Source organism: Melittangium boletus DSM 14713 (assembly GCF_002305855.1).
In the GTDB taxonomy this organism is placed as follows: domain Bacteria; phylum Myxococcota; class Myxococcia; order Myxococcales; family Myxococcaceae; genus Cystobacter; species Cystobacter boletus.
In genome coordinates, this window is record NZ_CP022163.1 from 4,869,496 (window position 1) to 4,892,444 (window position 22,949).

Here is a 22,949-nt window from a genome sequence, read left to right on the forward strand (position 1 = left end):
TGGCCCTCGGGTCCGGGATGCGCCCGGACGACACCGAGGGCCCCCGTGGTCGACAACATCTGGAGTGAATTCGCCTGGAGCTATGACGCCATCTGCTCCCAGCTCAACTGCTACCGGCGGATGGTGGACAAGATTCTTCGCGACACCCAAGGCCTCGCCTACGTCATCGACGCCGGGTGTGGCACGGGGCTGGTGAGCGAGGCGCTCGTGGCGCGGGGCTCCACCGTGGTGGGGTTCGACAACAACCCGGGCATGCTCGCGGTGGCGCTGCGCAAGCAGGCCCAGTCGTCCGAGGAGGCGCGCGCGCGCTGGACGGTGCTCGAGGGCGACGTGCGCGTCTTCCCCTCGCGGGCGGTGGGCGGCGCGGACGCGGTGGTGCTCAACAACGTCCTCTTCTACGTGCGCGAGCCCGAGGCGGTGTTGCGCGAGAGCCTGGCGCACCTCAAGCCGGGCGGCCGCCTCATCTCCGCGGGGCCCCGGCGCCGGCCGGACCTGCGCAAGGTGATGGAGCAGTCCATCGAGGAGTGGAAGGCCGAGGGGCGCTGGGACGAGGCCCTGCAAAAGGCCACCGCCTACCACGTGGACCTCACGCGCCGGCTGGTGTCCGACCCCAATGAGATGGTGACGTTCTTCGAGCCCGAGGCGCTGGTGGCGGAGCTGCGGCGGCTGGGGTGCACGCGCGTGCTCGCGGCCGACCACGACGACTACTACGGGGAAAACTACTACGTCTGCATGGAGCGCTGATTCCTGGCGCGCGGGGGGCCTCGAAGCCCCCCGCGTGCGCCGGGCGGACACCTGTCAGTGGAACACGCCCAGCAGGCGTGCGTCATGGATGATGCGGTGGCCGTCCGCCTTGAGCCGGCTGGTGAGGAACGGCGCGATGTCCTCGGGCGCCTTGTGCAGGCGCGCGTAGTTGCTGTCGTAGATGCGCGTCACGATGAGCTGCGCGGAGGCGATGATGCGCTGCAGGTTGTGCTGCAACTCGTTGCCCTCCATCAGCAGGTGCAGCTCGCAGATGTACTTGCGGTGGTCCTCCAGCATCTTGAAGAGCGCCTTGCGCTGGTCGCCATTGGGCACGCGCGCCTTGGCGCCGGTGACGATGACCACGCACAACTGCTGGCGGTGGGCCTCGTACGACTCGCGAAAGCGCATCGTCACCAGCTGGATCTCCTGCGGGCTGGGCGGCTGCTCCCACCGGATGAAGAAGACACGGTTGATGAGCGCCGTCTTGAAGTTCGGAGGGGCGACGGGGATGGTGGTGGTGGTGGTGGCGGTAGCGAACATGGACCCTCACTCCAGGACTGCGGCCGTACAGGAGGCGCGACGGAAAACGTCGAGCGGCTGGCGTGCCCGGCACGGCGACGACAGGCGGTGCCAATCTGGGGAGCCTCCGCCCCTTCCCCAAGGCCTACAGCCCTTCTCGGCCGTCAGAAGGACGCGAGGTCTCATTCGAATGTCCGGTGCTTCACGTCCGGGCCGTTGGCCCGTCAACGCTCCGCGTACCGGGAGGCCCGCGACGGGGCGGAGTGTCTAGGGTGCTGTGGGTATGCGACCCACGCCGCGTGAGGGTGGATTCCTGGGCCTGCTGCTCATCCTGGGCTTGCTGGGAGCGGGCTTCCTCGCGTTGTCGGACGAGGTGCGCGAGCACTCCACCCAGGCCTTCGACGAGCAGGTGCTGCGCTCGCTGCGCCGCCCGGACGATCCGGGCCAGCCCCGGGGCCCGCGGTGGCTCGCCGAGGCGGCGCGGGACGTGACGGCGTTGGGCAGCATGTCGGTGCTGGCGCTCATGGTGGTGGCGGTGGGGGGCTTCCTCGCACTCGTGCGGCGCTGGCGCACCCTGGCGCTGGTGCTGGGCTCCACGCTGGGCGGCGTGGCCGTCAACACGCTCATCAAGGGGCTGGTGGCGCGCCCCAGGCCCTCGGTGGTGCCCCACCTCACCCAGGTGCTCTCGGAGAGCTTCCCCAGCGGTCACGCCATGCTGTCGGCCATCGTGTACCTGACGCTGGGGGCGCTCCTGTCCGAGCTCGTCTCCAAGCGCTGGCTCAAGGCGTACCTGGTGACGGTGGCGCTCGTGCTCACGCTGCTCATCGGCGTCACGCGGGTGTACCTGGGGGTGCACTACCCCACGGACGTGCTGGGCGGATGGATGGCGGGCCTGGGCTGGGCGCTGCTCGCGGGCCTGGTGGCACGCGTGGCCCGGCGCAGGAGCCCCGGCCTGCGCGAGGAGGCTCGCGGCGACACCGAGCCGCCCTAGCGCCCGGCGTGGTAGTCAGCCAGGTGTGGACGAAGACTTGGACGCACGCCGACGCGAGCAGCACAAGCTGCGCCTCTCCTGGATGCCGTGGCTCTACTTCACGCTCAAGCCGCGCCACCGCGCCTGGGCGGAGGCCTGGCAGCGCGAGGTGCAGGAGCGGCTGCGCGAGCTGGAGACGGTGGAGATCGCCGAGGGGTGCTTCATCTCCCCGGACGCCCGGTTGTTCGCCGAGCCGGGCCGCCCCATCCGGCTGACCGGCCCCGGGGTGAGCATCGCGGCGAACGTCTTCGTGCATGGGCCGGTGGTGCTCGAGGCGGGGGTGAGCCTCAACGCCCGCGCGAGCCTGGATGGTGGCGCCGGGGGCATCCACATCGGCGAGGGCAGCCGCATCGCCACGGGCGCCACCTTATATGCCTTCGATCATGGACTGGCGCCGGACCGGCCGGTGCGCTCCCAGCCCGTCACCTCCCGGGGCATCGTCCTGGGCAAGGACGTGTGGGTGGGCGCCAACGCGGGCATCACCGACGGGGTGCGCCTGGGAGACCATGCCGTGGTGGGCATGGGCGCCGTCGTCACCCGCGACGTGCCCGCCTGGGCCATCGTCGCGGGCACTCCCGCGCGCGTCATCGGGGATCGCCGCGAGCGCCCCGTCTCGGGCTTCCGGGACCCCACGTGCTCACCATCGGACGATTCGCAAGAGTAAGTACCGGACGCTCGCCCTGGAAAACTGTCAACTCGCGGGAAAGCTGGATCAACAACCGGCGTCCGAATTGACGGCGTTCGTACTCCAGGTCTTATCTTTCCGGAGGATTGGACGAGGGCCCCCGCACCGGAGAGGTGGGGTCGGGGTGGTGGGGCCTCCGGGGGAAAGCGAGCGAGTCCATGGGATACCCACATCTGTCGCGCGCCAGTGCCTTGGGCGACACCGAGAGTCCAGCACGGGACGGTTTGTCACCCTTGCGCGAGCTGGCGCTCGCCGAGAATCTGCGCTCGGGATTGTCCGCGGACGCGCTGCGCTACCACTTCCTCGCCGAGCGGCTCAACGAGGTGGTCTTCCACCTGGACCGGCTGGGCCAGTTCACGTTCCTGGGCCCCACCTGGGCCTCGCTCACGGGGCTGCCCGTGGAGGGCGTGCTCGGTCAGTCCCTGCTCCAGCATGTGCACCCCGAGGATCGCGCGGGCGTCCAGGGGATGTTGGAGTCGATTGGCGCGCGGTTGCAGGCCTCGTTCCGGCTGGAGCTGCGACTCTTGGCGGCCAGCGGCTCCGTGTGGGTGGAGCTGGCCGCGTACAGCTCGCCCACGGGCCAGGGCGAGGTGATGGGCGCGCTCACCGACATCACCGAGCGGCGCCAGCTCCAGGCCCGGCTCCAGCAGGCCGATCGCATGGCCACCCTGGGCATGCTCGTGCCGGGCTTCGCGCACGAGATGAACAACCCGCTCGCCTTCATGTCCGCCAACCTCGAGTACCTGGTGTCCAGCATGGGTCAGATGGCCGGGGGCGCGACCTCCGGGCCCCTCGGCGCCCAGGTGTCCCAGTGGCTCGAGGCCGTGGAGGAGATCCGCGAGGGTGCCGAGCGGCTGCGCCAGACGATCGGCCACCTGCGCGGCTTCCGCAGCGAGCCGGGACAGGGGCCCCTGGACGTGAACCTGGTGCTCGACACCGTGGGGCAGATGGTGTCCAGCGCGCTGCGCTCGCGCGGGCGGCTGGTGCGTGACTACGGCGCCCAGTCCCTGGTGGCCGGTGGCGATGGCGCCCTGCGCCAGGCGCTGCTCAACCTCGTGCTGCACGCCGTGTGGTCGTTGCCCGAGGACGGCGACCCCGAGCTGAACGCGGTGCGGCTCGTCACCCGCGAGGACGGTCAGGGTCACGTGGTCATCGAGGTGCACGACACCGGCCCCGGGCTCGGCCCCGAGGCGCTGCCGCACGTCTTCGCGCCGCTTCCCGCCCACGAGGCGTCCCGGCCGGGGCCGGCGCTCTCCGTGTGCCGCGACATCGTCCAGGGGCTGGGCGGACACATCTCCGTCACCTCCTCGCCGGGCCGGGGCACGTGCTTCCGGGTGTCCCTGCCCGCGCTGTCCTGAGCCGGGGCACTCAGTCGCAGGTGCCGTCCGCGTTGCAGGTCTTCTTGCACTTGGCGCAGGACTCGCCGCCCTTGCCGCACCGGTCCTTGGTGGTGCCTGGCTCACAGGTGTTGCCCGAGCAGCACCCCCCCGGGCAGGAGTCCGACGTGCACACGCAGGAGCCGTTCACGCACTGCTGCCCCTTGCCGCAGGCCGCGGAGTTGCCACACCGGCACATCCCGAGCAGGCAGCGGTCCGAGGTCTCCGGGGCACAGGCGGGGTTGGCGCCACAGACGCAGACGCCGCGCTGGTCGCACCCGGTGGCGCGCGCGGGATCGCACGCCACGCAGGAGATGCCCCCCGTGCCGCACGTATTGAAGGTGGACGAGGCGCATTGGCCCTGGATGCAGCAGCCCTCGCAGCCGATGCAGAAGGTGCCGTCCCCGCCTCCCGTTCCTCCATCGGTGGGCGGTGTGCCGACGGGCTCCAGCCGCACGGTGACATCCACCTCGTAGCCATCCTGGATGTCCACGCCGCTCTCGCCGCGCGCCACCACGACGTTGTCGCGCAGTCCCTCCACGCTCACCTGCGCCGTCACGCCGTTGGGCACGTCCCCGAGCAGCACCCGCAGCGTCTCCCCGCTGTGCAGCACCCGCTCCTGCTGCTCGGGAATCACCTGGGGTCCGAAGTGAGGCTGTCCCGCCACTTCCCCCCACACACGGACCTGGGTGAGCAGCAGGGTGGGGTCGAATTGGGTGGTCACGTAGAGCGCCGTCCCGGAGACCTTGGCCGGATCCCGGCAGGCCGCCAGCAGCAACGCGGCGCCCACGAGCACCAGTTTCCCTCCCCAACGGATGATTTCCGGCACCGTGCGCATCATGACGGGACGGAGCGTACTCCCGCCTCCAGGCCTCGTCCCGCTCGCGCCTGCCCGCCGTGCTTCCCCGGACGCTCGCCTCGGGGTCCAATGACGGATAGCGGACAGCATCCGTTGCTCAATGGGTGCTGGGGGACTCCTCGGGGGTTTCGGCGAAGGGCCGCGCGGCGGCGCCACGGGAGGGGTCCAGCCGGTGGAGCAGCTCCCGCAGCCGGGGAGAGGGCTGGAGGAAGCGCAACACCACCCCCGTGGGCAGGCTCTGGGCGCGCGCCTGGGCCGGCTCCACGTGCAGCACCACCTCGCCCACGCAGTCCACCGCTTCTCCCCCCATCTGCAGGGTGAAGTCGAGCCGGGTGGCGAGCGGTGGCAGGGGCTCGGCGCAGCTCATGAGGAGCCCGCCCGGGTTCAGCCCGCTGCAGTGCACCACCACGGGCTCTTCCCCGGCGTCGTACCGCACGCGGGCCACCCAGGCGGGCGGAGGCGTGGGATCATTGGGCTCGGGGAGGAGCGGCTGGGCGGGGATGAGCAGGCGCGAGGGCGTCTGGGCCCGCGTCGGGGAGGACGGGAGGTAGGGGCCCGGCCTGGCTCGCACGGCGCGGCACAGGGCCTGCTTGAAGTCCGCGGCGCTCGCGAAGCGCTCCCAGGGCTGACGGGCCAGGGCGCGCAGCAGCACGCGCGACAGGCGCTCGGGGACCGAGGGCGCGAGCTCGTGCGGCGCCCGCGGGGGGGGCGGGCCGTGGGGTGCGAAGACGCGCTGGGCCAGCTGTCCCCGGGAGAAGGGAAGCTGGCCGGTGGCGAGCAGGTAGCCCGTCACGCCCAGCGCGTACACGTCCGCGCGTCCGTCCACCAGCTCTCCCGCCCATTGCTCCGGTGCCATGTAGGCCGGGGTCCCCAGGACTTGTCCGCGCGAGCTCCGCTCCGGCCCGAGCGCCTCCGGGTACGTGCGGGCCACGCCGAAGTCGAGCACCTTGAGCAGGGGCGCTTCCCCCGGGCGCTCCACCAGCAGCAGGTTGTCTGGCTTGAGGTCGCGGTGCACCACGCCGCCGCGGTGGACGGCCTCCAGCGCGTCACAGGCCTGGGACAGCAGCCACACGAGCAGGCCCGGCTCCATCGGGCGCGGCAGCCGCGACAGGGGCGTGCCCTTCAAGTACTCCATCACGAAGTAGAGCGGCCCCTGGCGCGAGTCGTCGATGTCCAGGATGCGCACGATGTTGGGGTGGCCGATGAGATTCACCGTGCGCGCCTCGGCGGAGAAGCGCGCGCGCAACCCGGCGTCCTGGGACAGCTCCGGGTGCAGCACCTTCACCGCCACCTGGGGGCCTCCCAGCCGCTGCTCGGCGAGGTACACCGAGCCCATGCCCCCGCTGCCCAGGTGTTTCACGAGCCGGTAGTGCCCCAGCAGGCGGCCCCTCATGTCCACCCGGACGGGCTTCGACGCGGGCCCGTGCCTCGCCACGGGATTCGTGGGCTCGGCCATTCCCCAGGTGTCCAGCGTGGCCTCTTCGAAACGATGCTCGCGGTCCATGGACGTCCGGTGGTGAGAGATGAACGCCAGTGAACGGCTTGCAAGCGCCGTGCTGTCCGCCAGGAGAAGGGGTGGGTGCCGGCTCCTCCGGAAGACAGCGGGTTGGCTTGTTCATGAGGCGACATTCCCCAGGGGTGGGGACGAGGTGAACAATTCGTTCAGGCGGGAGTTCGGGAATTGCTCAAACTTCCACACTTTCCGGAGTTGGGTTCGGGACGAGGCCGGGAGGACGCACGCGTGGTGGTCATCGTGATGGGAGTGTCCGGGGCGGGAAAGACGACGGTGGGCACGCGTCTGGCCCGGGCGCTCGGGTGGACCTTCCGGGATGGGGACGACTACCACTCGCCCGGCAGCATCGCGAAGATGACCGGGGGCCTGGCGCTCACGGACGAGGACCGGGAGCCCTGGCTCGAGCGGATGCGCGAGGTCATCGCCCAGGCGCTGGCGGCGGATGAGGGCCTGGTGCTGGCGTGCTCGGCGCTCAAGGAGTCCTACCGGCGGCGCTTGTCCGTGGACGCGGCGCGCGAGAAGTGGGTGTTCCTGCACGTGCCGCGGGAAGTGCTCGCCGAGCGGCTGGCGAACCGGCGGGGTCACTTCATGTCGGCCGTGCTGCTCGACAGTCAGCTCGTGACGCTGGAGGTGCCCCAGGGGGCGCTGTGGGTGGACGCGTCGGCCCCGCTGGACGAGGTGGTGGCCCACATCCTCCAGGTGCTGGGTCCTCAGACCCCGGGCTGACGCAGGGCGGGCCACACGAAGGGCGCGACCGTCCAGCGCTCGCGCAGCCGCGCCTCCAGCCCGCTCAGCGTCTGGCCCAGCCCGGTGAAGGCGTCGAGGGTGGCGAGCGATTCCCGGCAGCGCGCCAGGTGGTGCAGCAGCGTGGCGTGCAGGGACGGGGCTCCGGCCGCCGGGGACGGGTCCTCGTCCAGCATGCGCGGGTTCATGGCCTGCAACAGCGTCACCGTGCGCGCGAGCACCACCGTGGCCCGGGCCCGCGCCCACTCCGAGTCCACCTGGGCCGCCTCGCACCGGGACGACAGGGTGAGGCGGTGGGTGATGTCCGCGCGCGACAGCAGCTCCTCGGGCAGGGGCAGGGTGACGAGCCACAGGAGGGCGTCATACAGCGCATGGCGCATGCCCGAGCCGGCCATGCCGGGCAGCCGGGGCCCCGCGAGCGTGAGGAGCACACTGGCGGGGGACAGGCCGCCGTGGGTGAAGGCGAGCAGGGCGCCCGGGTCCGCCAGGGCGCGCGACACCGCCTCCAGGTCCGCGTGGGTGCCCGGCGCGAGCGGCGTGCCCACCGCCGTGAGCCAGCGCTTGAGCCGGCCCTCGTGCTCGAGCAGCCAGCGCGCCTCCTCCATGCGCACGCGCTCGTGGCGGGGGGGCAGGGCCTGGCGCACCAGCTCGTAGCTGGATTGAGCGCCCAGCGTCGAGGCGTGCAGCTGGCCGAGCATCCGCGCGGTGGCGAGCAGTCCCCCGGTGGCCGAGCGCGTGTCCCGGCCGCGCAGCAGCTCCTCCAGGGTGCGCCCCGGCCCCGGGTCCTCCTGCAGGAAGAAGCGCCCCTCCACGTCGCCCGCGAGGAAGCGCGGCACCGCCTCCAGGCCCCGCCCGGTGAGGTACGCGCTGCCCGCCCAGTCGTCGAAGCCGCGCACGGGCTCGTCCGGGAAGTGCTTGAGGAGCACGCCCGGCACGGGACCGCCGCGCACCTGGGCACGCACCGCGCCTCCCTCCAGCGTCTCGGGCGTGCCGAGCAGCACCGGCCGGCCCCAGGTCGCGGAGAGGGCGCGCGCTCCCTGGGCCAGCAGGAGCGGCAGATCCGGCGCGCTCAGGACCGAGGCTCCACCACCGCTCCCAGCCGCTCGAGCACCTCGCGGTACCAGTCGAAGGTCCGCCCGCGGTCGGGCGAGGGCAGCTGGGACAGGGGCGCGGGGAAGGTGGCCTCGAAGGCCACCGCGTCGAGGAGCGGATGGGCGTCCAGGGTGAGCACGCCGTCCTCCTTACTCGAACAGCCGGCTGGCCAGGCGCGCCATCTTCCGGCCCTTGTCCGAGTAGGGCGGGAAGAAGCGGTTGAGCAGGAAGAGGGGGCCCTGCCGCAGCACGGCCCGCTCGTGGCTGAACGTGCGGAAGCCGAACTCGCCGTGGTAGTTGCCCACGCCGCTCTCGCCCACGCCGCCAAAGGGCAGGTCCATGTTCGTCAGGTGCACCACCGTCGTGTTGACGCACGTGCCGCCCGCGCTCGTCTCCCCGAGCAGCCGCTCCACCGTGCCGCTCGCGTGGCTGAAGATGTAGAGCGCCAAGGGCTTGGTGCCCGCGCGGATGAGCCGCACCGCCTCGTCCAGCGAGTCGTAGCGCAGCACGGGCAGCACCGGGCCGAAGATTTCCTCCTCCATGATGGCCGTCTCGGGCTTCACGTCGGAGAGCACCGTGGGCGCGATGTAGCGGCTGGCCGCGTCCACCTGGCCCCCCAGCACCACGCGCACCCCTTGCGCCACCGAGCGCTCCAGCAGCGTGTTCACCCGGGTGAACTGCGCGTCGTCCACCATGCGGCAGAAGTCCTTGCTCGCGCGGCGCGCTTCCTCCGTGCCGCCGTAGAAGCGCTCGATGGAGGCGCGCAGGTGGCCGAGGAACTCCTCCTCGCGCGCCGAGGGCACCAGCACGTAGTCCGGCGCCACGCACGTCTGCCCGCCATTGATGAACTTGCCGAAGACGATGCGCTCGGCGCTCGCCGCCAGGTCCGCCGTGTCGTCCACCACCACGGGCGACTTGCCTCCCAGCTCCAGCGTCACGCCCGCCAGGTGCCGTGCCGCCGCCTCCATCACCTTGCGCCCCACGCGCGCGCCGCCCGTGAAGAAGAAGTGATCGAAGGGCAACTCCAGGAGCGCCTGGCTCTCGCGCGCGCCGCCCTCCACCACCACCACCTCGTTGGGCGGGAACACGTCCTGGATGAGCTTCGTGATGAAGGCCGCGGTGTGAGGCGTCTTCTCGCTCGGCTTGAGGCACACGCAGTTGCCCGCCGCCACCGCCGCCACCAGGGGCGCGAGCACGAGCTGCAGCGGGTAGTTCCACGGCGCCATGATGAGCACCACGCCCTTGGGCTCGTAGCGCACCTGGCTGCTCGTGCCCATGAGCAGCACGGGCGTGCCCACCCGGCGTGGCTTCATCCACTTGCCGAGCTGCTTGATGGCATGGTCGAGCTCCATGAGCACCAGCAGCACCTCGGTCGTCTCCACCTCGGCGGCCGGCTTGCGGAAGTCCTCGTACAGCGCCTCGTAGAGGGCCGCGCGCCGGGCCACCAGCGCCGCGCGCAGCTTCTTGAGCCGTGCCACCCGCTCCGGGGCGCTCGTGCGCGCCTGCTCCCAACGGCGGGCCTTCAACCGCTCGAAGGTCTCCTGGAAGGGGTTGGCTCGCGACTGCTCCTCATTCGTGCTCACCACGCGCATCGCTTCCTCCTCAGGAATACGCCCCCGCCGGGTTCAACCTCTCACGGGCTCTACGTCATCCTCTGGCACCCCCGCCCGCGTGACCACGGAGAATGTTCACGCCTGGACGTGCCCCCGCCCCATGTGCGAGCGTGTAGGTATGCGTCCCATTCAAGCGGAGCTGCTCGCGGGCGGTGAGCTGTACCGGGAAGTGGTGCTCGGCAAGCTGGCGCATGCGCGCGAGTCGGTGTGGATCGCCACGGCGAACGTGAAGGCCATGTACGTGAAGCAGGGCGAGCGCTTCGTGCCGCTGCTCCAGGTGCTGGACGGGCTCGCGGCGCGAGGCGTGGCCCTGCGGTTGTTGCACGCGGAGCTGCCCAGCCGGCCCTTCCGGGAGGAGTTCGATCAGCGCGCGCGGCTGGTGAAGGGAGGCTTGGAGCTCAAGGTGTGTCCGCGGGTGCACTTCAAGACGGTGCTGGTGGACGGGGCCTGGGCGTACCTGGGCAGCGCGAACCTCACCGGGGCGGGGCTCGGGGCCAAGGGCCAGGACGTGCGCAACTTCGAGCTGGGCTTCGTCACCGAGGACTTCGACGTCATCGATCGGACGACGGCCCTCTTCGAGTCGGTGTGGAGCGGCGCGGAGTGCCGGGGCTGCCGGCTGCGCGAGGTGTGTCCGGATCCGATCCTCCCCGCGAACGCGCCCCCGGGGCCGAGGCGGCCCGCCAGCGGCGTGCGCCTGGGCAAGACGCGACGCCTGGTCCGGGCGAAGAGGCCCCGGTGAGGGATGAGCCCGGCCTTCTGGCGGACGGGCGGGCTGTCATGGAATAATCCGTCTAAACCGCATCTCGGGGCTTTCCCCGGATAGCATCTTCCGCTCCATGACGGCAGAACCCCTCCTATCGAAGGCCCTGCTTCGGTTGAAGCGGAGGAACTACCTCGTCTGCGCGGCCTCCTTGCTGGCCGGCGCGGTGATGCACTGCCTGTTGACGCGATCCTTCTCCATGGAGCTCATCCTCTCGCAGCTCGTCTGGAGCGCGTGCTTGGGGTTGATGGGCGGGGGAGTGGGCGCGGGATGGTTGCCGCCCCGGCTGACGGGGGTGTTGGCGGGGCTCGTCGGTCTGGCGGCGGCCACGGTCTTCGTGCACCTGACCGGCGGAGCCCAGAGCCCCTACCTCCCGGTGTTCGCCGCTCTGCCCTTCATCCTGGCCATGTTCACCCCGGACTCGCGCCTGCCCACGCTCGTGGGCGGCGTGGCGACGCTGGGCGCGGTGGCGTTCGTGGACATGCTGGCGGGAGTGTCTCCGCTCACGATGACGCTGCGGGTGATGGGCCTGGGCATGCTGTTGCTGCTGGCGCTCTTCGGCACGCGCACCTACCGGCGCCTGGGGGAAGCGCAGCGCCTGGCCCATCAGGAGCGGCTGGACATGCTCGAGCAGCTCGCGGAGAGCGAGCGGCGGCGCAGGCACGCCGAGCGCGAGCGCGCCGAGGTGGATCGGCTGGTGCTCGTGGGGCAGCTGGCGGCCGGAGTGGCGCACGAGGTGAACAACCCCCTGGCCTACGTGAAGGCCAACCTGAACTACCTCGAGCACGAGGTGCGGGGCGAGGACCTGCCCCGGGTCCGCGAGGAGTTGCTCGGGGTGATCGCCGAGACGCAGCAGGGCGTGCTGCGCATCCAGCAGATCGTCATGGACCTGCGCGGCTTCTCCCGCGCCGGGGGATATGGCGAGGAGCGGGGGGGCGTGTTGGAGGAAGCGCTCCAGGAGGCGACGCGGCTGGCGTCGGTGCGCCTGCGCGAGCGGGGCGAGGTGTCCCTGGCGCTCGATCCGGGATTGCCCGCGGTGCGCCTGGGTCAGCGGCACATCGTGCAGGTGGTGCTCAACCTGCTGCTCAACGCCGTGGACGCGGTGGAGATGGCGGACTCGAGATGTCTGGCCCACATCGCGGTGCGCGCGTGGCGGGTGGAGGAAGGCGTGCGCCTGGAGGTGGACGACAACGGCCCGGGGATTCCCCCGGAGGTGTTGCCGAGGCTGTTCGAGCCCTTCTTCACCACCAAGCCGCCGGGAAAGGGGACGGGGTTGGGGCTCGCGTTGTGTCGGGAGTTCGTCTCGCGCAGTGGCGGTACGCTTCACGCGGAGAATCGGCCGGGAGGCGGAGCGCGCTTCGTCCTCCTGCTGCCCTTGGTCGAGGAGTCCCGCCCCGTGGTAGTGTGACCCCACTCGTGAAGTGGTTTCCTGGAGAAGCCAGGGGGTTCCGGTGAGGCGCGTCGGGACGTCCCCTGTCCAGGCCGAGCGAGACGACCCGGCACCGCCCGCGCTGCTGCGCCTGCAGCGCAAGAACCACCTCCTCGTGGCGGTCGTGCTGCTGTTCGGGCTCGCGCTGCACTGCGTGGTGACGCGCTCCCTGCCCCCGCCGCTCATCGGCTCCCAACTGCTGGCGAGCGCGTTCTTCGCGCTGATGGGCGTGGGGGTGGGCGCGGGTTGGGTGCCCCTGAAATGGGCGGGGACCAGCTCGGGGCTCGTGGGCATGGCGACCTTCACCGTCTTCGTGCACCTGACCGGCGGGCCCCAGAGCGCCTACTTCCCCGTCTTCATGGCCGTGCCGCTCGTGCTCGCCATGTTCTCGCCCGACAGCCGTCTGCCCACGCTGGCGGGCGGTCTGGCCTCGCTGGGCTCGGCCATGATCGTCAATGTCCTGGCCCAGGTGCCGCCGTCCCGGATGGTGCTCCAGGCGGTGAACCTGTCCACGTTCGTGGGGCTCGCGCTCCTCGGCTCGAGCATGTACCGGCGCATGCTGGACGCACAGCGCAGCGCCCACCAGGAGCGGCTCGAGGCCCTCGCCCAGCTCGCGGAGAGCGAGCGGCTGCGGAGGCATGCCGAGCGCGAGCGCGCCGAGGTGGAGCGGCTGGTGCTCGTGGGGCAGCTGGCGGCCGGAGTGGCGCACGAGGTGAACAACCCCCTGGCCTACGTGAAGGCCAACCTGAGCCACCTGCTGCGCGAGGGACGGGGCGTGGATCCGGATGAGCTGATGCTCGTGCTCGCCGAGACGCAGCAGGGCGTGCTGCGCATCCAGCAGATCGTCACGGACCTGAGGGGCTTCTCGCGCGTGGGGAGCCTGGAGGAGAACGAGCGGGGCCTCGTGGAGGAGGCGTTGAGCGAGGCGTCGCGGCTGGCGTCGGTGCGTCTGCGCGACCGGGGCGAGGTGTCCCTGGCGCTCGAGCCGGGATTGCCAGCGGTGCGCCTGGGGCAGAGGCACCTCGTGCAGGTGGTGCTCAACCTGCTGCTCAACGCCGTGGACGCGGTGGAGATGGCCATGCCGGGCGGGCTCGTGCGCATCCGCGTGCGCGCGTGGCGGGTGGAGGAGGGCGTGTGCCTGGAGGTGGAGGACAACGGCCCGGGGATTCCCCCGGAGGTGCTGCCGAGGCTGTTCGAGCCCTTCTTCACCACCAAGCCGCCGGGAAAGGGGACGGGGTTGGGGCTCGCGCTGTGTCGCGAGTACGTGTCACGGGTCGGCGGCTCGTTGCATGCGGAGAACCCTCCGGGGGGTGGGGCCCGCTTCGTCATCCTGCTGCCCGCGGCGCGTTGAGGATTGTGTGGGGGGCCATGGCACCCCCGTACCCGCGTTCATAACTTGAGTGGTGCTGGACTCCCCTCCTCGGCGTGGGGCGGGTTCACGAGGGAATGACTCCTTCGCAAGAGGCATGCACCCGTGGAAAAACTTTTCTCAGACATGTCCCTCACGGTGGCCCTCGACGGACTGGAGATGGACCAGGGTGAGCGCGTGTTGAGCCGCGTGGGCCGGGCGCTCGGCGCCCTGGAGGGCCAGGGGTGAAGCAGGGGGAGGACGTATGGACGCTGTGAATTCGCGGCGTATCGTCGGAGAGGGAACGTCGGCCCGGGATTGGGCGGCCTGGTCCGGTCTGGAGACGCTGCCCGTGCTGGAGCCCTCCACGCTCGTGCCCGAGGGGAGCCGGGTCGTCATCGTCGCGCCGCACCCGGATGACGAGGTGCTCGGCACGGGGGGCCTGCTGGCGCGGCTCGGGCGGCTCGGGCGGGACGTGTTGCTCATCGCCGTCACGGATGGCACGGCGAGCCATCCGGGCTCTTCCTCCTGGCCCGTCGAACGTCTCGCGGCGGCCCGGCCCCGGGAGACGCGGGAAGCCTTGAGCCGGCTGGGCCTCGCCCATGTCGAGGTGGAGCGCCTGGAACTCCCAGATGGGGCCCTCCCGTCGCACGAGGGACGTCTGGCGGGGCTCCTGGGCGAGCGGCTGAGGCCGGAGGACGTGGTGCTCGCGACGTGGCGGATGGATGGGCATCCGGACCACGAGGCCGTCGGACGCGCCGCGTTCCGGGCGAGCGCTGCGCTGGAGACGCGCTTCGTGGAGGTGCCCATCTGGACGTGGCATTGGGCCCGGCCCGGGGATGCACGGGTGCCCTGGTCCCGCGCGCGGCGCATCCTGCTCGACGAGCCCACGCTCGCGCTCAAACGCCGGGCCACGGCCGCCTACGTGAGCCAGTTGGATCCAGACCCGTCCACCGGCCGGGCGCCCCTCCTGCCGCCGCATGTGCTCGCGCGGTTGCTGCGCTCCTTCGAGGTGGTGCTCACATGAGCGTGTCCATGGAGCACTTCGAGCGCATGTACGCCGTCAGCGAGAATTCATGGGAGTACCGGCGGCGCTGGTACGAGCGGCGCTCCATCCGGCGCTCGGGGGCGAGGAGGTCCGGGTCGGCGAGCCCGGGGCGCGGAGCTGTTGTTGTCCCGGGGCGCGCGGTGGCTGGCCAATACCGATGCGGACTCCCACGTCTTTCCCGACTGGCTGGCGGTGCAACTCGCGCTGGGCGCGGATGCCGTGTGCGGGGTCGTCGAGGTGGATGACTGGTCGCCCCACGCGCCGCGCGTGCGCCACCGCTACGAGGCGGCGTATGTCGATGCGGATGGGCACGCGCACATCCACGGGGCGAACCTGGGAGTGAGTGCACGAGCCTATATGCGCGCGGGTGGCTTTCCTCCACTCCCGGCGCACGAGGACGTGGCACTCGTGCGGGCCCTGGAGGGAACCGGGGCGGACATCGCCTGGAGCGCCCGGTCCCGGGTGCGGACGAGCTCCCGGCGCGATCCCCGGGCTCGGGGCGGCTTCGGTGACTACCTGCGGGGGCTCGCGGCGGACCCGTAAGAGATGAGGGGACTCCCCTTGGGAGCGATTGTGCTACCGACGGGGCCCCTCATGTTGATGACCCCCCGCGCGCTCATCCCCGAGAGAAGACCTGCCCCAAGGGAGGGCGGTGGTGTGGTGCTGCTGGCCTTGGCCGCCCTCGTGCTCGGGGCGGGATGCGCCACGGGGCCACCGCTCGGGAGTCTGGCGAGCGGCATGGGTATACACGCCCAGTCCTCCGCTGTTCGCGCTCCGCCTCGACTGACGGAGTCCGCGGGAAGCGCAGGTGGATTCCCCTCGCGGGCGACTCCCCCCCTCGTGGAGCGCGTGCCGGAGGACTCGCTCGCCTGTGGAGGCGTGGCAGTGCCCCCGGACTGGCCCGAGGTGTCCTCGGGTGATGCGGAGGCGCTGCTGGCCCCCTTCCTCACGTGCGCCTCGCCCGGCGACTTCGTCGCGTTGCAGGAGCGAGTGGACATGCCTCGGCTGGTGGAGGCGTTGGACGAGTGGCGCGCGGTGCGGCTGGGCGCCCTGGGGCCGGTGCGCGAGGACGCGGCCCACCTCCTTCAACGCAAGCGCGCCGCCTTCCTCGTCGACGCCACGGAGCGCTACGGCGTCTTCCACGCGGAGGTGTTCGCCCTCTTCGTCTTGCACACGGCCCATGACGATGAAGTCCGTAAGGTGCTGGAGCTGCTGGCCCGGGACAAGCGGTTGGGACAGACGCTGGGGCTCATGCCCACCGTACGCGAGGAGTTGGCGGCGCGGGGCTTGCCACTGTCGGCCTTCCCGGAGCGGGAGGAGCGAGCGGGGGACGTGCTGCGGGGACTGGGCCGGGCCGCCCGGGACGCGCTCGCCACCAGCCAGACGGTGGACGGCATGCGCTACAGCGAGCTGTCGGCGAGGTGGGCGCGGTTGCCCCCGGCCTACCAGGAGGCCGCGCACGAGGTGGAGCGGGCACTGGCGCTGCGGCACTTCGCGCCGGGAAGCGTGGCGGTGGGGAGCTTCGACGCGGTGACGTTCGGCGTGCCGCTGGGCTTCTATTACCTGGTGGTGGGCACGGGCCAGGGTGTGTCCGCGCTGTCGCTGGGCGAGTACGAGCGGGCCACGCGAGAGCTGGCGCCGGCCTTGCTGCTGGGAGCGCTGTACGCGGGAGGCAAGGGCCTGGGCGCCTTGTCCGAGGGACGAGGGCGAGGACTCCCGGAAGTACGCTGGAGGGTTGTGGAGGAGGGCGTACGGCGGTTGGAGGCACGGCTGGGAGCGGAGGGACTGCGAGAGCTGGCCCGGGAGATTCAAGCCAGCCGGGAGGCAGGCCGCTTCGTGGCGGTGGGAGGCGTGGACGCGGCCCTGGCGATGCGCGAGGCCCGGGGCGACGTGCGCAGGGCGCAGGCGATGATGTCCAAGGCGAAACCCGAGGCCACGGGCGCTCCGGCGGTGAGGCGCGGGGTGGCGGTGGAGCACCCCGGAGGCCTGGTCGCGCTGGTGGACCAGGAGGTGGGGCTCACCCGGGAGGTGGTGGAGGCCCGGCTCGTGGCGGTGGAGTCCGAAACCCCGGGCCCGCGCTTATCGACAGACGTGGCGGTGTTGGAGAAGCAGCGCCCTTCCTTGGACGCCCCGCCGTCCGGAGCCCGAGACAATCCCCGCTGGCGTGAGTACGTCGACTATTACGAAGGGCGTTTGGGAGAGCTCAGGGAAGGCAAGGCCAGCAAGGGGCCGCTGCGCTGGGCTGCCTATGACGTGATGTGGAGGGGATTCGCCCGGGGGCTGGAATTCGAGCGCGCCATGGTGAAGGTGCTGAGGGCCGACGCGGAGCTGCCCCGGGCGGAGCGCCGCTTCCTCGGGGACTTCGACAAGCCCCGAATCGAGACATACGTGGGCGTGAGGAAGCCGGGCACGGGCTTGCGCTTCGCGGATGTGCTCGTCATCGAAGAAGGGGAGCTTGCTGGACGGCCGCCTCGCGTGGAGACCTTCAGCTTCAAGAGTCGGGACCTTTCGGGGCTGGGAAAGGATGCCCTGGCGGCGCAAATGATGGAAGACGCGAGGGAAGCGCGACGCAACTACGGCGAGGTGTTGGACATCCGTCGAGGCTCCCTTCAGCCTCTCCTCCGCGAGGGGAGCAGTGTGCCCGTCCAGCGGGTCCGCCTCATCTACGAGGGCGGCCAACTCAAGCCCTATCGGGCAGGCGATTTGAAGGCAGCTGTGAACGAGTCCAAGAAAGCGGTTCCAGGAGTGGAGGTCCTGTTCCAATGAAGGTACTGGAGTTTTACGGTTCAAGGGATGAGGACTTTCTCCGACTCACTTTCGATGGTGCCTTCAATCCGCGGGCGGCACTCGAGGGTGAGCTGGAGCCTTTTCTTCATGCGCTCGAGGAGTACGCGGGCGACTGGATGCCGGACGTCGTCGAAGGCAATCGGCAACGGAAATACTCCCGTCCTTCTTTTTGGAAGGCTCTGGAGGAGCGGCGTGAAGACAACAACATAGGGCTCGGATTCTACAGGACGAAATGGCCCGCGTTGGATATGGCACTGCGGCTCTGGTTCCCTCCCATTCCTTCTGGACTGGACATCATGGTCAAGGTGAAGCCTCTTTCCTTATTCGCTGAGGCGAAGCGCTGTCTCCAATTCGTCGAGATGGTGAGGGCCTGGGCTTCGCGCTACCCCGTCACGCATGCCGCGGCCCACAGCGCGGATGACAAGGAGTTGGCGGGCTCTCCCAATTTTGGCCGCGACGACGAGACTGAATTCAGAGACGGCTTCGACAAGATCTACGAGGTGTTCTGGCTCAACGTCTTCGGCCCGAAGCTGGTGGAAACCGTCGGCCGCGAGCGCATGCTGTCCACTCCCGCCTGGCGGGTGGAGGAATTGCCCAACGGTTGCGTCCTCCTGGTGACGAGGCCCACTCCCGCGGACTTCGCCAGCGAGGAGGCGCGTCTGGCCCAGGCCCGCGCTCACGTCCACCTGCGGCCGGACCTGGACTTCGACACCGTGCTGCGCTCCTTGCGCGAGCGCAGCGCCAGGCTCGCGCCCGTGGAACCCCGCTTCCACCCGGACGTGGCACCGCTTCTCACCCGGGTCGTGGACCGCGTCGCCAGTCACGAGCGCCAACGCCGAATCGCCGAATTCAACGCCTGGCAACCGCCCGAGCCCGAGGAGTGGCGTCCCGCCGCCAGTGCGCTCCCCTCGGATGTGGAGGACCCGGCGGCGGCTCGCGAGCACTACGATGACCTCGCCGAGCACCTCGTGGCCCTGCTGCACACGCAGGTGCCCTCCGTCTTCAAGGCGATGCCCGAATCGCTCACGGACGTCGACTTCTATTTCTGGCGCGAGGAATTCCCGACGAGCCGTTCGCGGGAGGCCATCGAGGAGCGGGCCGTGCCCGCCATTGGCGCCTACCTGGGCGAGGTGTTGGTGCGCCACCTGGGAGGCCGGTGGATCCCGCGCCAGAAGCTCGAGGAGGCCCAGGTCCTGGTAGGCAATCGCGTCTGGTTGCCGTTTGTCCGGGCACGCCGCTACATGGGCTCGTCACAAGCGCTGTTGGATTACTCCCTCTGTCAGCTCTATCGCGTGGCCGAGCGGCACCGTTCCTGAATTGTGCACCCGTGGTCAGGAGGCGTCTTGAATCATCCGCCCGGAAACGCTTGGGCGCCTTCGCTCTGTTTCCCGCTGGCTCCTCGCGGGCGTCGTTCCACTCGGGGTCTGGGCCCTCTCGGCTCCTTGCCGCATGCTCACCGCTCATGACCATCAACGTGGCCTTCAAGATTCCGGACGCGGTGGTTTTCGTCACCGATGGGCTGGGGAGCATCACCTCCGTCGCGCCCTCGGGTGACGAGCACATCATCTCCAGCATGAACGACGTGGAGAAGCTGGTGTCCATGCGCGGGGGAGCGGTGCTGGCCATGTTCAACGGGGTGGGGAGCCTGGGCTCGGGCACCATCGCCTCCGAGCTCAAGGATCTGGATGACGGTGACCAGGATCAGTCCCTTCCACTCCTGACGTGGGTGAGCACGCTCGCCGCCCGGCTCGCGGACCGCGCGCGCAGGAAGTTGCGGTACCTGCCGAGGCCTTTCCACCTCATCCTGGCGGGCTTCGACACCTCGCCGCCGGGCACGGAGCATGCGCCCGAGCACCCGCAGATCTACTCGGTGGGCTGGCCCGAGAAAGACAGCGCGACACCCCATCCAGAGCCGGTGCTCCACGAGCTCCGTCGGGATGGAGGGTTGATCCACCGCTTCGGCGCCTACTACGCGGGCGCCACGGTGGGGCCGGCCCGCTTCGCCGAGGGCTTCGATCCGGAGCTTCCCGCGCGGCTCGCGGGCCAGTTGGTGGGCGGAGAGGATTCCGCCTCGCCACCAGGGCTCCTCGAGGAACTGGTGCGCGAGGTCTGCGCGAAGGTGGCGCCACGAGCGGCCCTTTCCAACGCGGAGGTGCGCGCGCTGGCGCTCAAGTACGCGGGACGCACGCTGCAGCGGTTGGTGTCCGTTCCGGAGGCACCCATGTCCGAGCACTATTCCCTGCAGGCGGCCATCAACTACGCCATCTTCCTCGCCGCCTGTGCCTACGCGCAGGAGAATTGGTACCCGGGCCGCACGGGGCCGGCGCGGGTCGGCAGCGCGCTCCAGGTGGGCTACCTGCGGCGCCACGCTCCGGCGGAATTGCTCGCCTCCATCCGATTGGACGCGGGGCTCAAGGGCTTCGTCCCGGCGCCCAGGGGCGTGGCATGAGCGCCCGCCGCCAGACGACGAAGAGGAAGCCGCGGGCCAAGGCACGCGCGAAGCAGGCGGCACCCGCGCCGAGCCGTTCACCCGCCCCGGTGTTCCGTCAGTCGAGGCCCGGCGTTCCCGCGGGGTTCTACTCGCGCACCCATGCGATGGACGTGGGCGGAGCGCGGACTTCTCCGGGTGAGGTCATGGAGCGCCGCGCGTCCCATCGCCGGATGAAGGAAGCGGCGATGGCGGCGGCGCGGTCCTCGGAGAAGGGGGCGGAGCGGGACGCGCACGAACAGGAGCGGATGGCGGCCCTGCTTCGTGCCCAGCAGGAGGCGGTCTGGATCAATCCGGTGCGCAGCGACTACTTCGGTACCGAAGAGCACCGCGCCCTGGGAGAGCTGATCGATCAGATTCTCGCGGGGAAGAACCCGTTCACGGAGGCGGTGCAGGTGGACGCCGTGGCCCTGCGGCGCGTGGCGGGTCCCGGTCCGACGGGGACGCCCCTGACCCGCCAGGACGTGGGCTTCTCGCGGGAGTGGGAGGGGTGGCTCCGGGGCGAGGAACTCGCGCTGACCGGCGTCTTCCCCAAGGGCCGGGAGCTTCCCGTCCGGGACGGGCTCGGCCTGGGTTACGGCGACGTCGTGGCCCTGGCGGGGGATTTCTATGCCACGCTGGATGAACTCCGGCGCAAGCTCAGTCCCGCCATCCGGAGGGAAATCCAGGGCATCACCCCCAGCCGTCCGGGAGCGTTGCAGCTGCAGTGCCTCGTGGGCCCGGTGCGCTTCCTCCAACTGGCCAGCTGCAACTTCGACCACTTCACACCGCACAACTGGCTGCGTTGGGCGGAGGAGCACCTGGCGGCATTGGAGCAGGCGCTCGCCTGGAACCTGGACGAGGCGCTGCTGCGCAACGCGTTCGGAGACCACTTCCTCACCGACGCCTTCGCCTCCGGGCACATGCGAGTGCCCCGCGTGCTGCTGGCCAGGAGCGCGCCGCTCTCCGTGCTCGGGGGTTTTCCGTCGCGGGACATGCACAACGAGGAGAACACCCACGGCTTGTGGGTGGAGAACATGGCCGGTGACGTGTGGCACGCCTACGGCGACGAGCACCTGGGGGACAACCCCGTGCACATGTCGCTGGCGGCCGCGGCGCTGGGGCGCTCGGTGCGGCGCGTCTACCGCGCGTGGCGGATGGACGCCCCCGAGCGCAAGAAGCTGCACGCGTTGCTGCCCCAGGCAAAGGAAGAAGTGGCGGGACTGCGCGCCCAGCTGAAGGCGGATGCCCGCGGCGAACGTGCCGCCGGGCTGCGGCCGGATGCGCTGCCGGACCTGTTCGGAGACGCCGGCCTGGGGCTCGACCCCGTGAGGGAGCTGCTGCCCATGCCCCTGGAGGTGACGGCGCTTCCGTTCGAGGGCGGGCGGCTGGGGAACTACCCTCCCCTGTACGGACCGAGGAAGGTGAAGCGCAGGGGCACGCCTCCCTTCGCGGACTGGTTCACGCTCGGCTAGGGCGCGGGTTTGTGCTTGGCGCGCCAGGCGCTGGGGGACTCGCCGGTGTGCTTGCGGAACAAGCTGCTGAAGTGCTGCAGCGAGGCACACCCCACCTCGGCGGCCACGGCGGTGAGCTTGGCGTCGCTCTCCAGGAGCAGCGCCTGGGCGGCGCGCACCTGCACCATGTTGAACTCGGCCTGGAAGGACGTGCCCGTGTCGCGCAGCCGGCGCTGGAGCGTGCGCTCGGACATGCCCATTTCCCTCGCCACGTCCGCGAGGTTGAGCTCCTCGCACAGCCGGGGCCGCAACACCCGGTGCAACTCGCCGATGAGCGGGGACTGGCCCTGCTGCTGGAGCACCAGCTCATCCAACTCGGCGAGCAGGGCGCGTGCCTCGGCCTCGGGACGGCCGAGCCAGCCCAGGCCCTCCAGGGGATCCGCGAAGGCGCGCGTGGGGTAGCTGGAGCTCACGAGGCTGTAGAAGCCGCCCACCACGGCGCCCGCGAGCCCCTCGGGCCGCACCAGGGCCTGGCGCCGCACCGTCTGGGCGAAGCCGGAGATGCGCGGCGCCATGTACTTCACCAGCACGGAGAGCCCGCTGGGATCCGGAGCCTCGATGCGGCGCGCGTCCACGAGCGACACGTGGGGGAGCGCGGGGGCCAGCTCCACGTCGAGCACCTGGGTGAGCCGGGAAATCTGCGACTCTCCCGGCCGGCCCCAGATGGTGAACCCGCACACCTCGGGCGAGGCGTACCAGTGGATGAAGTTCTCCCCGGCGAGGTAGCGGCCGAAGGGGTCTTGCAGGTAGTCGTCCAGTCCATCCGCGGAGCGCACGGGGCGGAGCATAGCGCTCCGTGCGCTCCATGACCCCAGGCGTCTGGAGCCGGGATGTTCACTCCTCGCGCCTGAGCGTGGCGGCCACGTGGGACAGGGCCCTCAGTTGCTCGGGGTTGAGCTTGCGGACGTGGCGCATCAGTCGCCGCATCTGGGGCCCACCCGCGTCCGCCGGAGGGGCGGGTGTCTCGGCCCAGGCGGGGGGATGGGGCGTGCCGAGCGACAGGAGCGAATCCGCTGGCAGTCTCAAGGCCAGGCACAACCGGCGCAGGGTGGGCACGCTCGGCATGAGCAGTCCACGCTCCAATCGTCCATAGACCTCCGTGGCCACGCCGATCCGCTCGGCCACATCCGCTTGGGTCACTCCCTCTCGCTTGCGGGCCTCTCGGGCCGCGTCTCCCAGTGCCTTGGACAACTTCTGCTTGGCCTCGCGTCTGCCTCGGGGGGGAACCGTCGTTTTCGACGCCATGGCGCCTGTCACCTCCAGTCCTGACTCCGAGAGTTATATGACTTCTCCAGTCATGTGTCAGCGGGAAACGTCAGAAGTAGTGTCCATTCCCGTGCGTTGGCGGGCGGCCGAGAGGCCTTGGGCGCGGCGTCTGGGTTGCAGGGTGCACGAACACCGCCGGCGGTCCGCATGCATCG

General features: G+C 70.7%; 22 protein-coding genes. 14 read left to right on the forward strand and 8 right to left on the reverse strand.

Going from position 1 to position 22,949, the window contains the following annotated elements; all coding sequences use genetic code 11:
* The first annotated feature begins 45 nt into the window (after positions 1-45).
* Positions 46-744 carry a class I SAM-dependent methyltransferase gene (locus tag MEBOL_RS20640; protein ID WP_095979052.1) on the forward strand — a complete coding sequence of 233 codons (699 nt, stop codon included), beginning with the start codon at positions 46-48 and terminating at the stop codon, positions 742-744.
* A 54-nt stretch (positions 745-798) separates the two neighbouring features.
* Here MEBOL_RS20640 and MEBOL_RS20645 read toward each other — a convergent pair whose 3' ends face one another.
* Complete coding sequence (locus MEBOL_RS20645) at positions 799-1,284, reverse strand: DofA protein (protein WP_245919964.1); 486 nt, start codon at positions 1,282-1,284, stop codon at positions 799-801.
* A 262-nt stretch (positions 1,285-1,546) separates the two neighbouring features.
* Here MEBOL_RS20645 and MEBOL_RS20650 point away from each other — a divergent pair, with 262 nt between their 5' ends.
* The 3 genes from MEBOL_RS20650 (at position 1,547) to MEBOL_RS20660 (ending at position 4,336) form a co-directional block, all read left to right on the forward strand.
* On the forward strand, positions 1,547-2,254 hold the full coding sequence (locus MEBOL_RS20650) for a phosphatase PAP2 family protein (RefSeq protein ID WP_095979053.1): 708 nt from the start codon (positions 1,547-1,549) through the stop codon (positions 2,252-2,254).
* An 82-nt stretch (positions 2,255-2,336) separates the two neighbouring features.
* Entirely contained in the window at positions 2,337-2,957 is a 621-nt protein-coding gene (locus tag MEBOL_RS20655) for an acyltransferase (RefSeq protein ID WP_095982896.1), read from the forward strand.
* Between the two features lie 179 nt (positions 2,958-3,136).
* Positions 3,137-4,336, forward strand: coding sequence for a two-component system sensor histidine kinase NtrB (locus MEBOL_RS20660; RefSeq protein ID WP_095979054.1), 1,200 nt, complete (start codon positions 3,137-3,139; stop codon positions 4,334-4,336).
* Between the two features lie 10 nt (positions 4,337-4,346).
* On the opposite strand, the gene MEBOL_RS20665 is transcribed toward MEBOL_RS20660, so the two are convergent.
* Together MEBOL_RS20665 and MEBOL_RS20670 are read right to left on the reverse strand one after the other, a co-directional pair.
* Positions 4,347-5,195 (reverse strand): hypothetical protein, encoded by an 849-nt coding sequence (locus MEBOL_RS20665; protein WP_245919966.1) that lies wholly within the window; start codon positions 5,193-5,195, stop codon positions 4,347-4,349.
* 115 nt (positions 5,196-5,310) lie between these two features.
* Positions 5,311-6,717, reverse strand: coding sequence for a serine/threonine-protein kinase (locus MEBOL_RS20670; protein WP_245919967.1), 1,407 nt, complete (start codon positions 6,715-6,717; stop codon positions 5,311-5,313).
* A gap of 237 nt (positions 6,718-6,954) precedes the next feature.
* Between MEBOL_RS20670 and MEBOL_RS20675 the strand changes: the two genes are divergently transcribed.
* The gene (locus tag MEBOL_RS20675) at positions 6,955-7,452 is read left to right on the forward strand and encodes a gluconokinase (protein ID WP_095979055.1); all 498 of its coding nucleotides are present in this window, start codon (positions 6,955-6,957) and stop codon (positions 7,450-7,452) included.
* On the opposite strand, the gene MEBOL_RS20680 is transcribed toward MEBOL_RS20675, so the two are convergent.
* The 3 genes from MEBOL_RS20680 to MEBOL_RS20685 form a co-directional block, all read right to left on the reverse strand.
* Positions 7,437-8,471 (reverse strand): hypothetical protein, encoded by a 1,035-nt coding sequence (locus tag MEBOL_RS20680; RefSeq protein ID WP_095979056.1) that lies wholly within the window; start codon positions 8,469-8,471, stop codon positions 7,437-7,439. The genes MEBOL_RS20675 and MEBOL_RS20680 overlap by 16 nt on opposite strands.
* Positions 8,472-8,539: 68 nt before the next feature.
* Positions 8,540-8,701 carry a hypothetical protein gene (locus MEBOL_RS41300; RefSeq protein WP_157775302.1) on the reverse strand — a complete coding sequence of 54 codons (162 nt, stop codon included), beginning with the start codon at positions 8,699-8,701 and terminating at the stop codon, positions 8,540-8,542.
* A 10-nt stretch (positions 8,702-8,711) separates the two neighbouring features.
* Positions 8,712-10,154, reverse strand: a complete 1,443-nt coding sequence (locus MEBOL_RS20685; protein WP_095979057.1) for an aldehyde dehydrogenase family protein — start codon at positions 10,152-10,154, stop codon at positions 8,712-8,714.
* A gap of 139 nt (positions 10,155-10,293) precedes the next feature.
* Here MEBOL_RS20685 and MEBOL_RS20690 point away from each other — a divergent pair, with 139 nt between their 5' ends.
* From MEBOL_RS20690 to MEBOL_RS20730, 9 genes are all read left to right on the forward strand, one after another.
* Positions 10,294-10,914, forward strand: coding sequence for a phospholipase D-like domain-containing protein (locus MEBOL_RS20690; RefSeq protein ID WP_095979058.1), 621 nt, complete (start codon positions 10,294-10,296; stop codon positions 10,912-10,914).
* Between the two features lie 97 nt (positions 10,915-11,011).
* The gene (locus MEBOL_RS20695) at positions 11,012-12,343 is read left to right on the forward strand and encodes a sensor histidine kinase (RefSeq protein WP_095979059.1); all 1,332 of its coding nucleotides are present in this window, start codon (positions 11,012-11,014) and stop codon (positions 12,341-12,343) included.
* A 43-nt stretch (positions 12,344-12,386) separates the two neighbouring features.
* Positions 12,387-13,715 carry a sensor histidine kinase gene (locus MEBOL_RS20700; RefSeq protein ID WP_245919969.1) on the forward strand — a complete coding sequence of 443 codons (1,329 nt, stop codon included), beginning with the start codon at positions 12,387-12,389 and terminating at the stop codon, positions 13,713-13,715.
* A 262-nt stretch (positions 13,716-13,977) separates the two neighbouring features.
* Positions 13,978-14,739, forward strand: coding sequence for a PIG-L deacetylase family protein (locus MEBOL_RS20705; protein WP_095979060.1), 762 nt, complete (start codon positions 13,978-13,980; stop codon positions 14,737-14,739).
* Between the two features lie 144 nt (positions 14,740-14,883).
* Complete coding sequence (locus MEBOL_RS20710) at positions 14,884-15,303, forward strand: glycosyltransferase family 2 protein (RefSeq protein ID WP_218920934.1); 420 nt, start codon at positions 14,884-14,886, stop codon at positions 15,301-15,303.
* Between the two features lie 117 nt (positions 15,304-15,420).
* Positions 15,421-17,526: a hypothetical protein gene (locus MEBOL_RS20715; RefSeq protein WP_342747789.1), complete on the forward strand. Its 2,106-nt coding sequence runs from the start codon at positions 15,421-15,423 to the stop codon at positions 17,524-17,526.
* Positions 17,523-18,863 (forward strand): hypothetical protein, encoded by a 1,341-nt coding sequence (locus MEBOL_RS20720; RefSeq protein ID WP_095979061.1) that lies wholly within the window; start codon positions 17,523-17,525, stop codon positions 18,861-18,863. The genes MEBOL_RS20715 and MEBOL_RS20720 overlap by 4 nt, the downstream gene beginning before the upstream one ends.
* A 146-nt stretch (positions 18,864-19,009) precedes the next feature.
* Positions 19,010-19,996: a hypothetical protein gene (locus MEBOL_RS20725; RefSeq protein WP_095979062.1), complete on the forward strand. Its 987-nt coding sequence runs from the start codon at positions 19,010-19,012 to the stop codon at positions 19,994-19,996.
* Positions 19,993-21,489 (forward strand): hypothetical protein, encoded by a 1,497-nt coding sequence (locus MEBOL_RS20730; protein ID WP_157775304.1) that lies wholly within the window; start codon positions 19,993-19,995, stop codon positions 21,487-21,489. Before MEBOL_RS20725 ends, MEBOL_RS20730 begins: the two co-directional genes overlap by 4 nt.
* On the opposite strand, the gene MEBOL_RS20735 is transcribed toward MEBOL_RS20730, so the two are convergent.
* Positions 21,486-22,166 (reverse strand): helix-turn-helix domain-containing protein, encoded by a 681-nt coding sequence (locus tag MEBOL_RS20735; protein WP_170115724.1) that lies wholly within the window; start codon positions 22,164-22,166, stop codon positions 21,486-21,488. The genes MEBOL_RS20730 and MEBOL_RS20735 overlap by 4 nt on opposite strands.
* Before the next feature lie 196 nt (positions 22,167-22,362).
* The gene (locus MEBOL_RS20740) at positions 22,363-22,773 is read right to left on the reverse strand and encodes a helix-turn-helix transcriptional regulator (RefSeq protein ID WP_095979065.1); all 411 of its coding nucleotides are present in this window, start codon (positions 22,771-22,773) and stop codon (positions 22,363-22,365) included.
* Positions 22,774-22,949 lie beyond the last annotated feature (176 nt).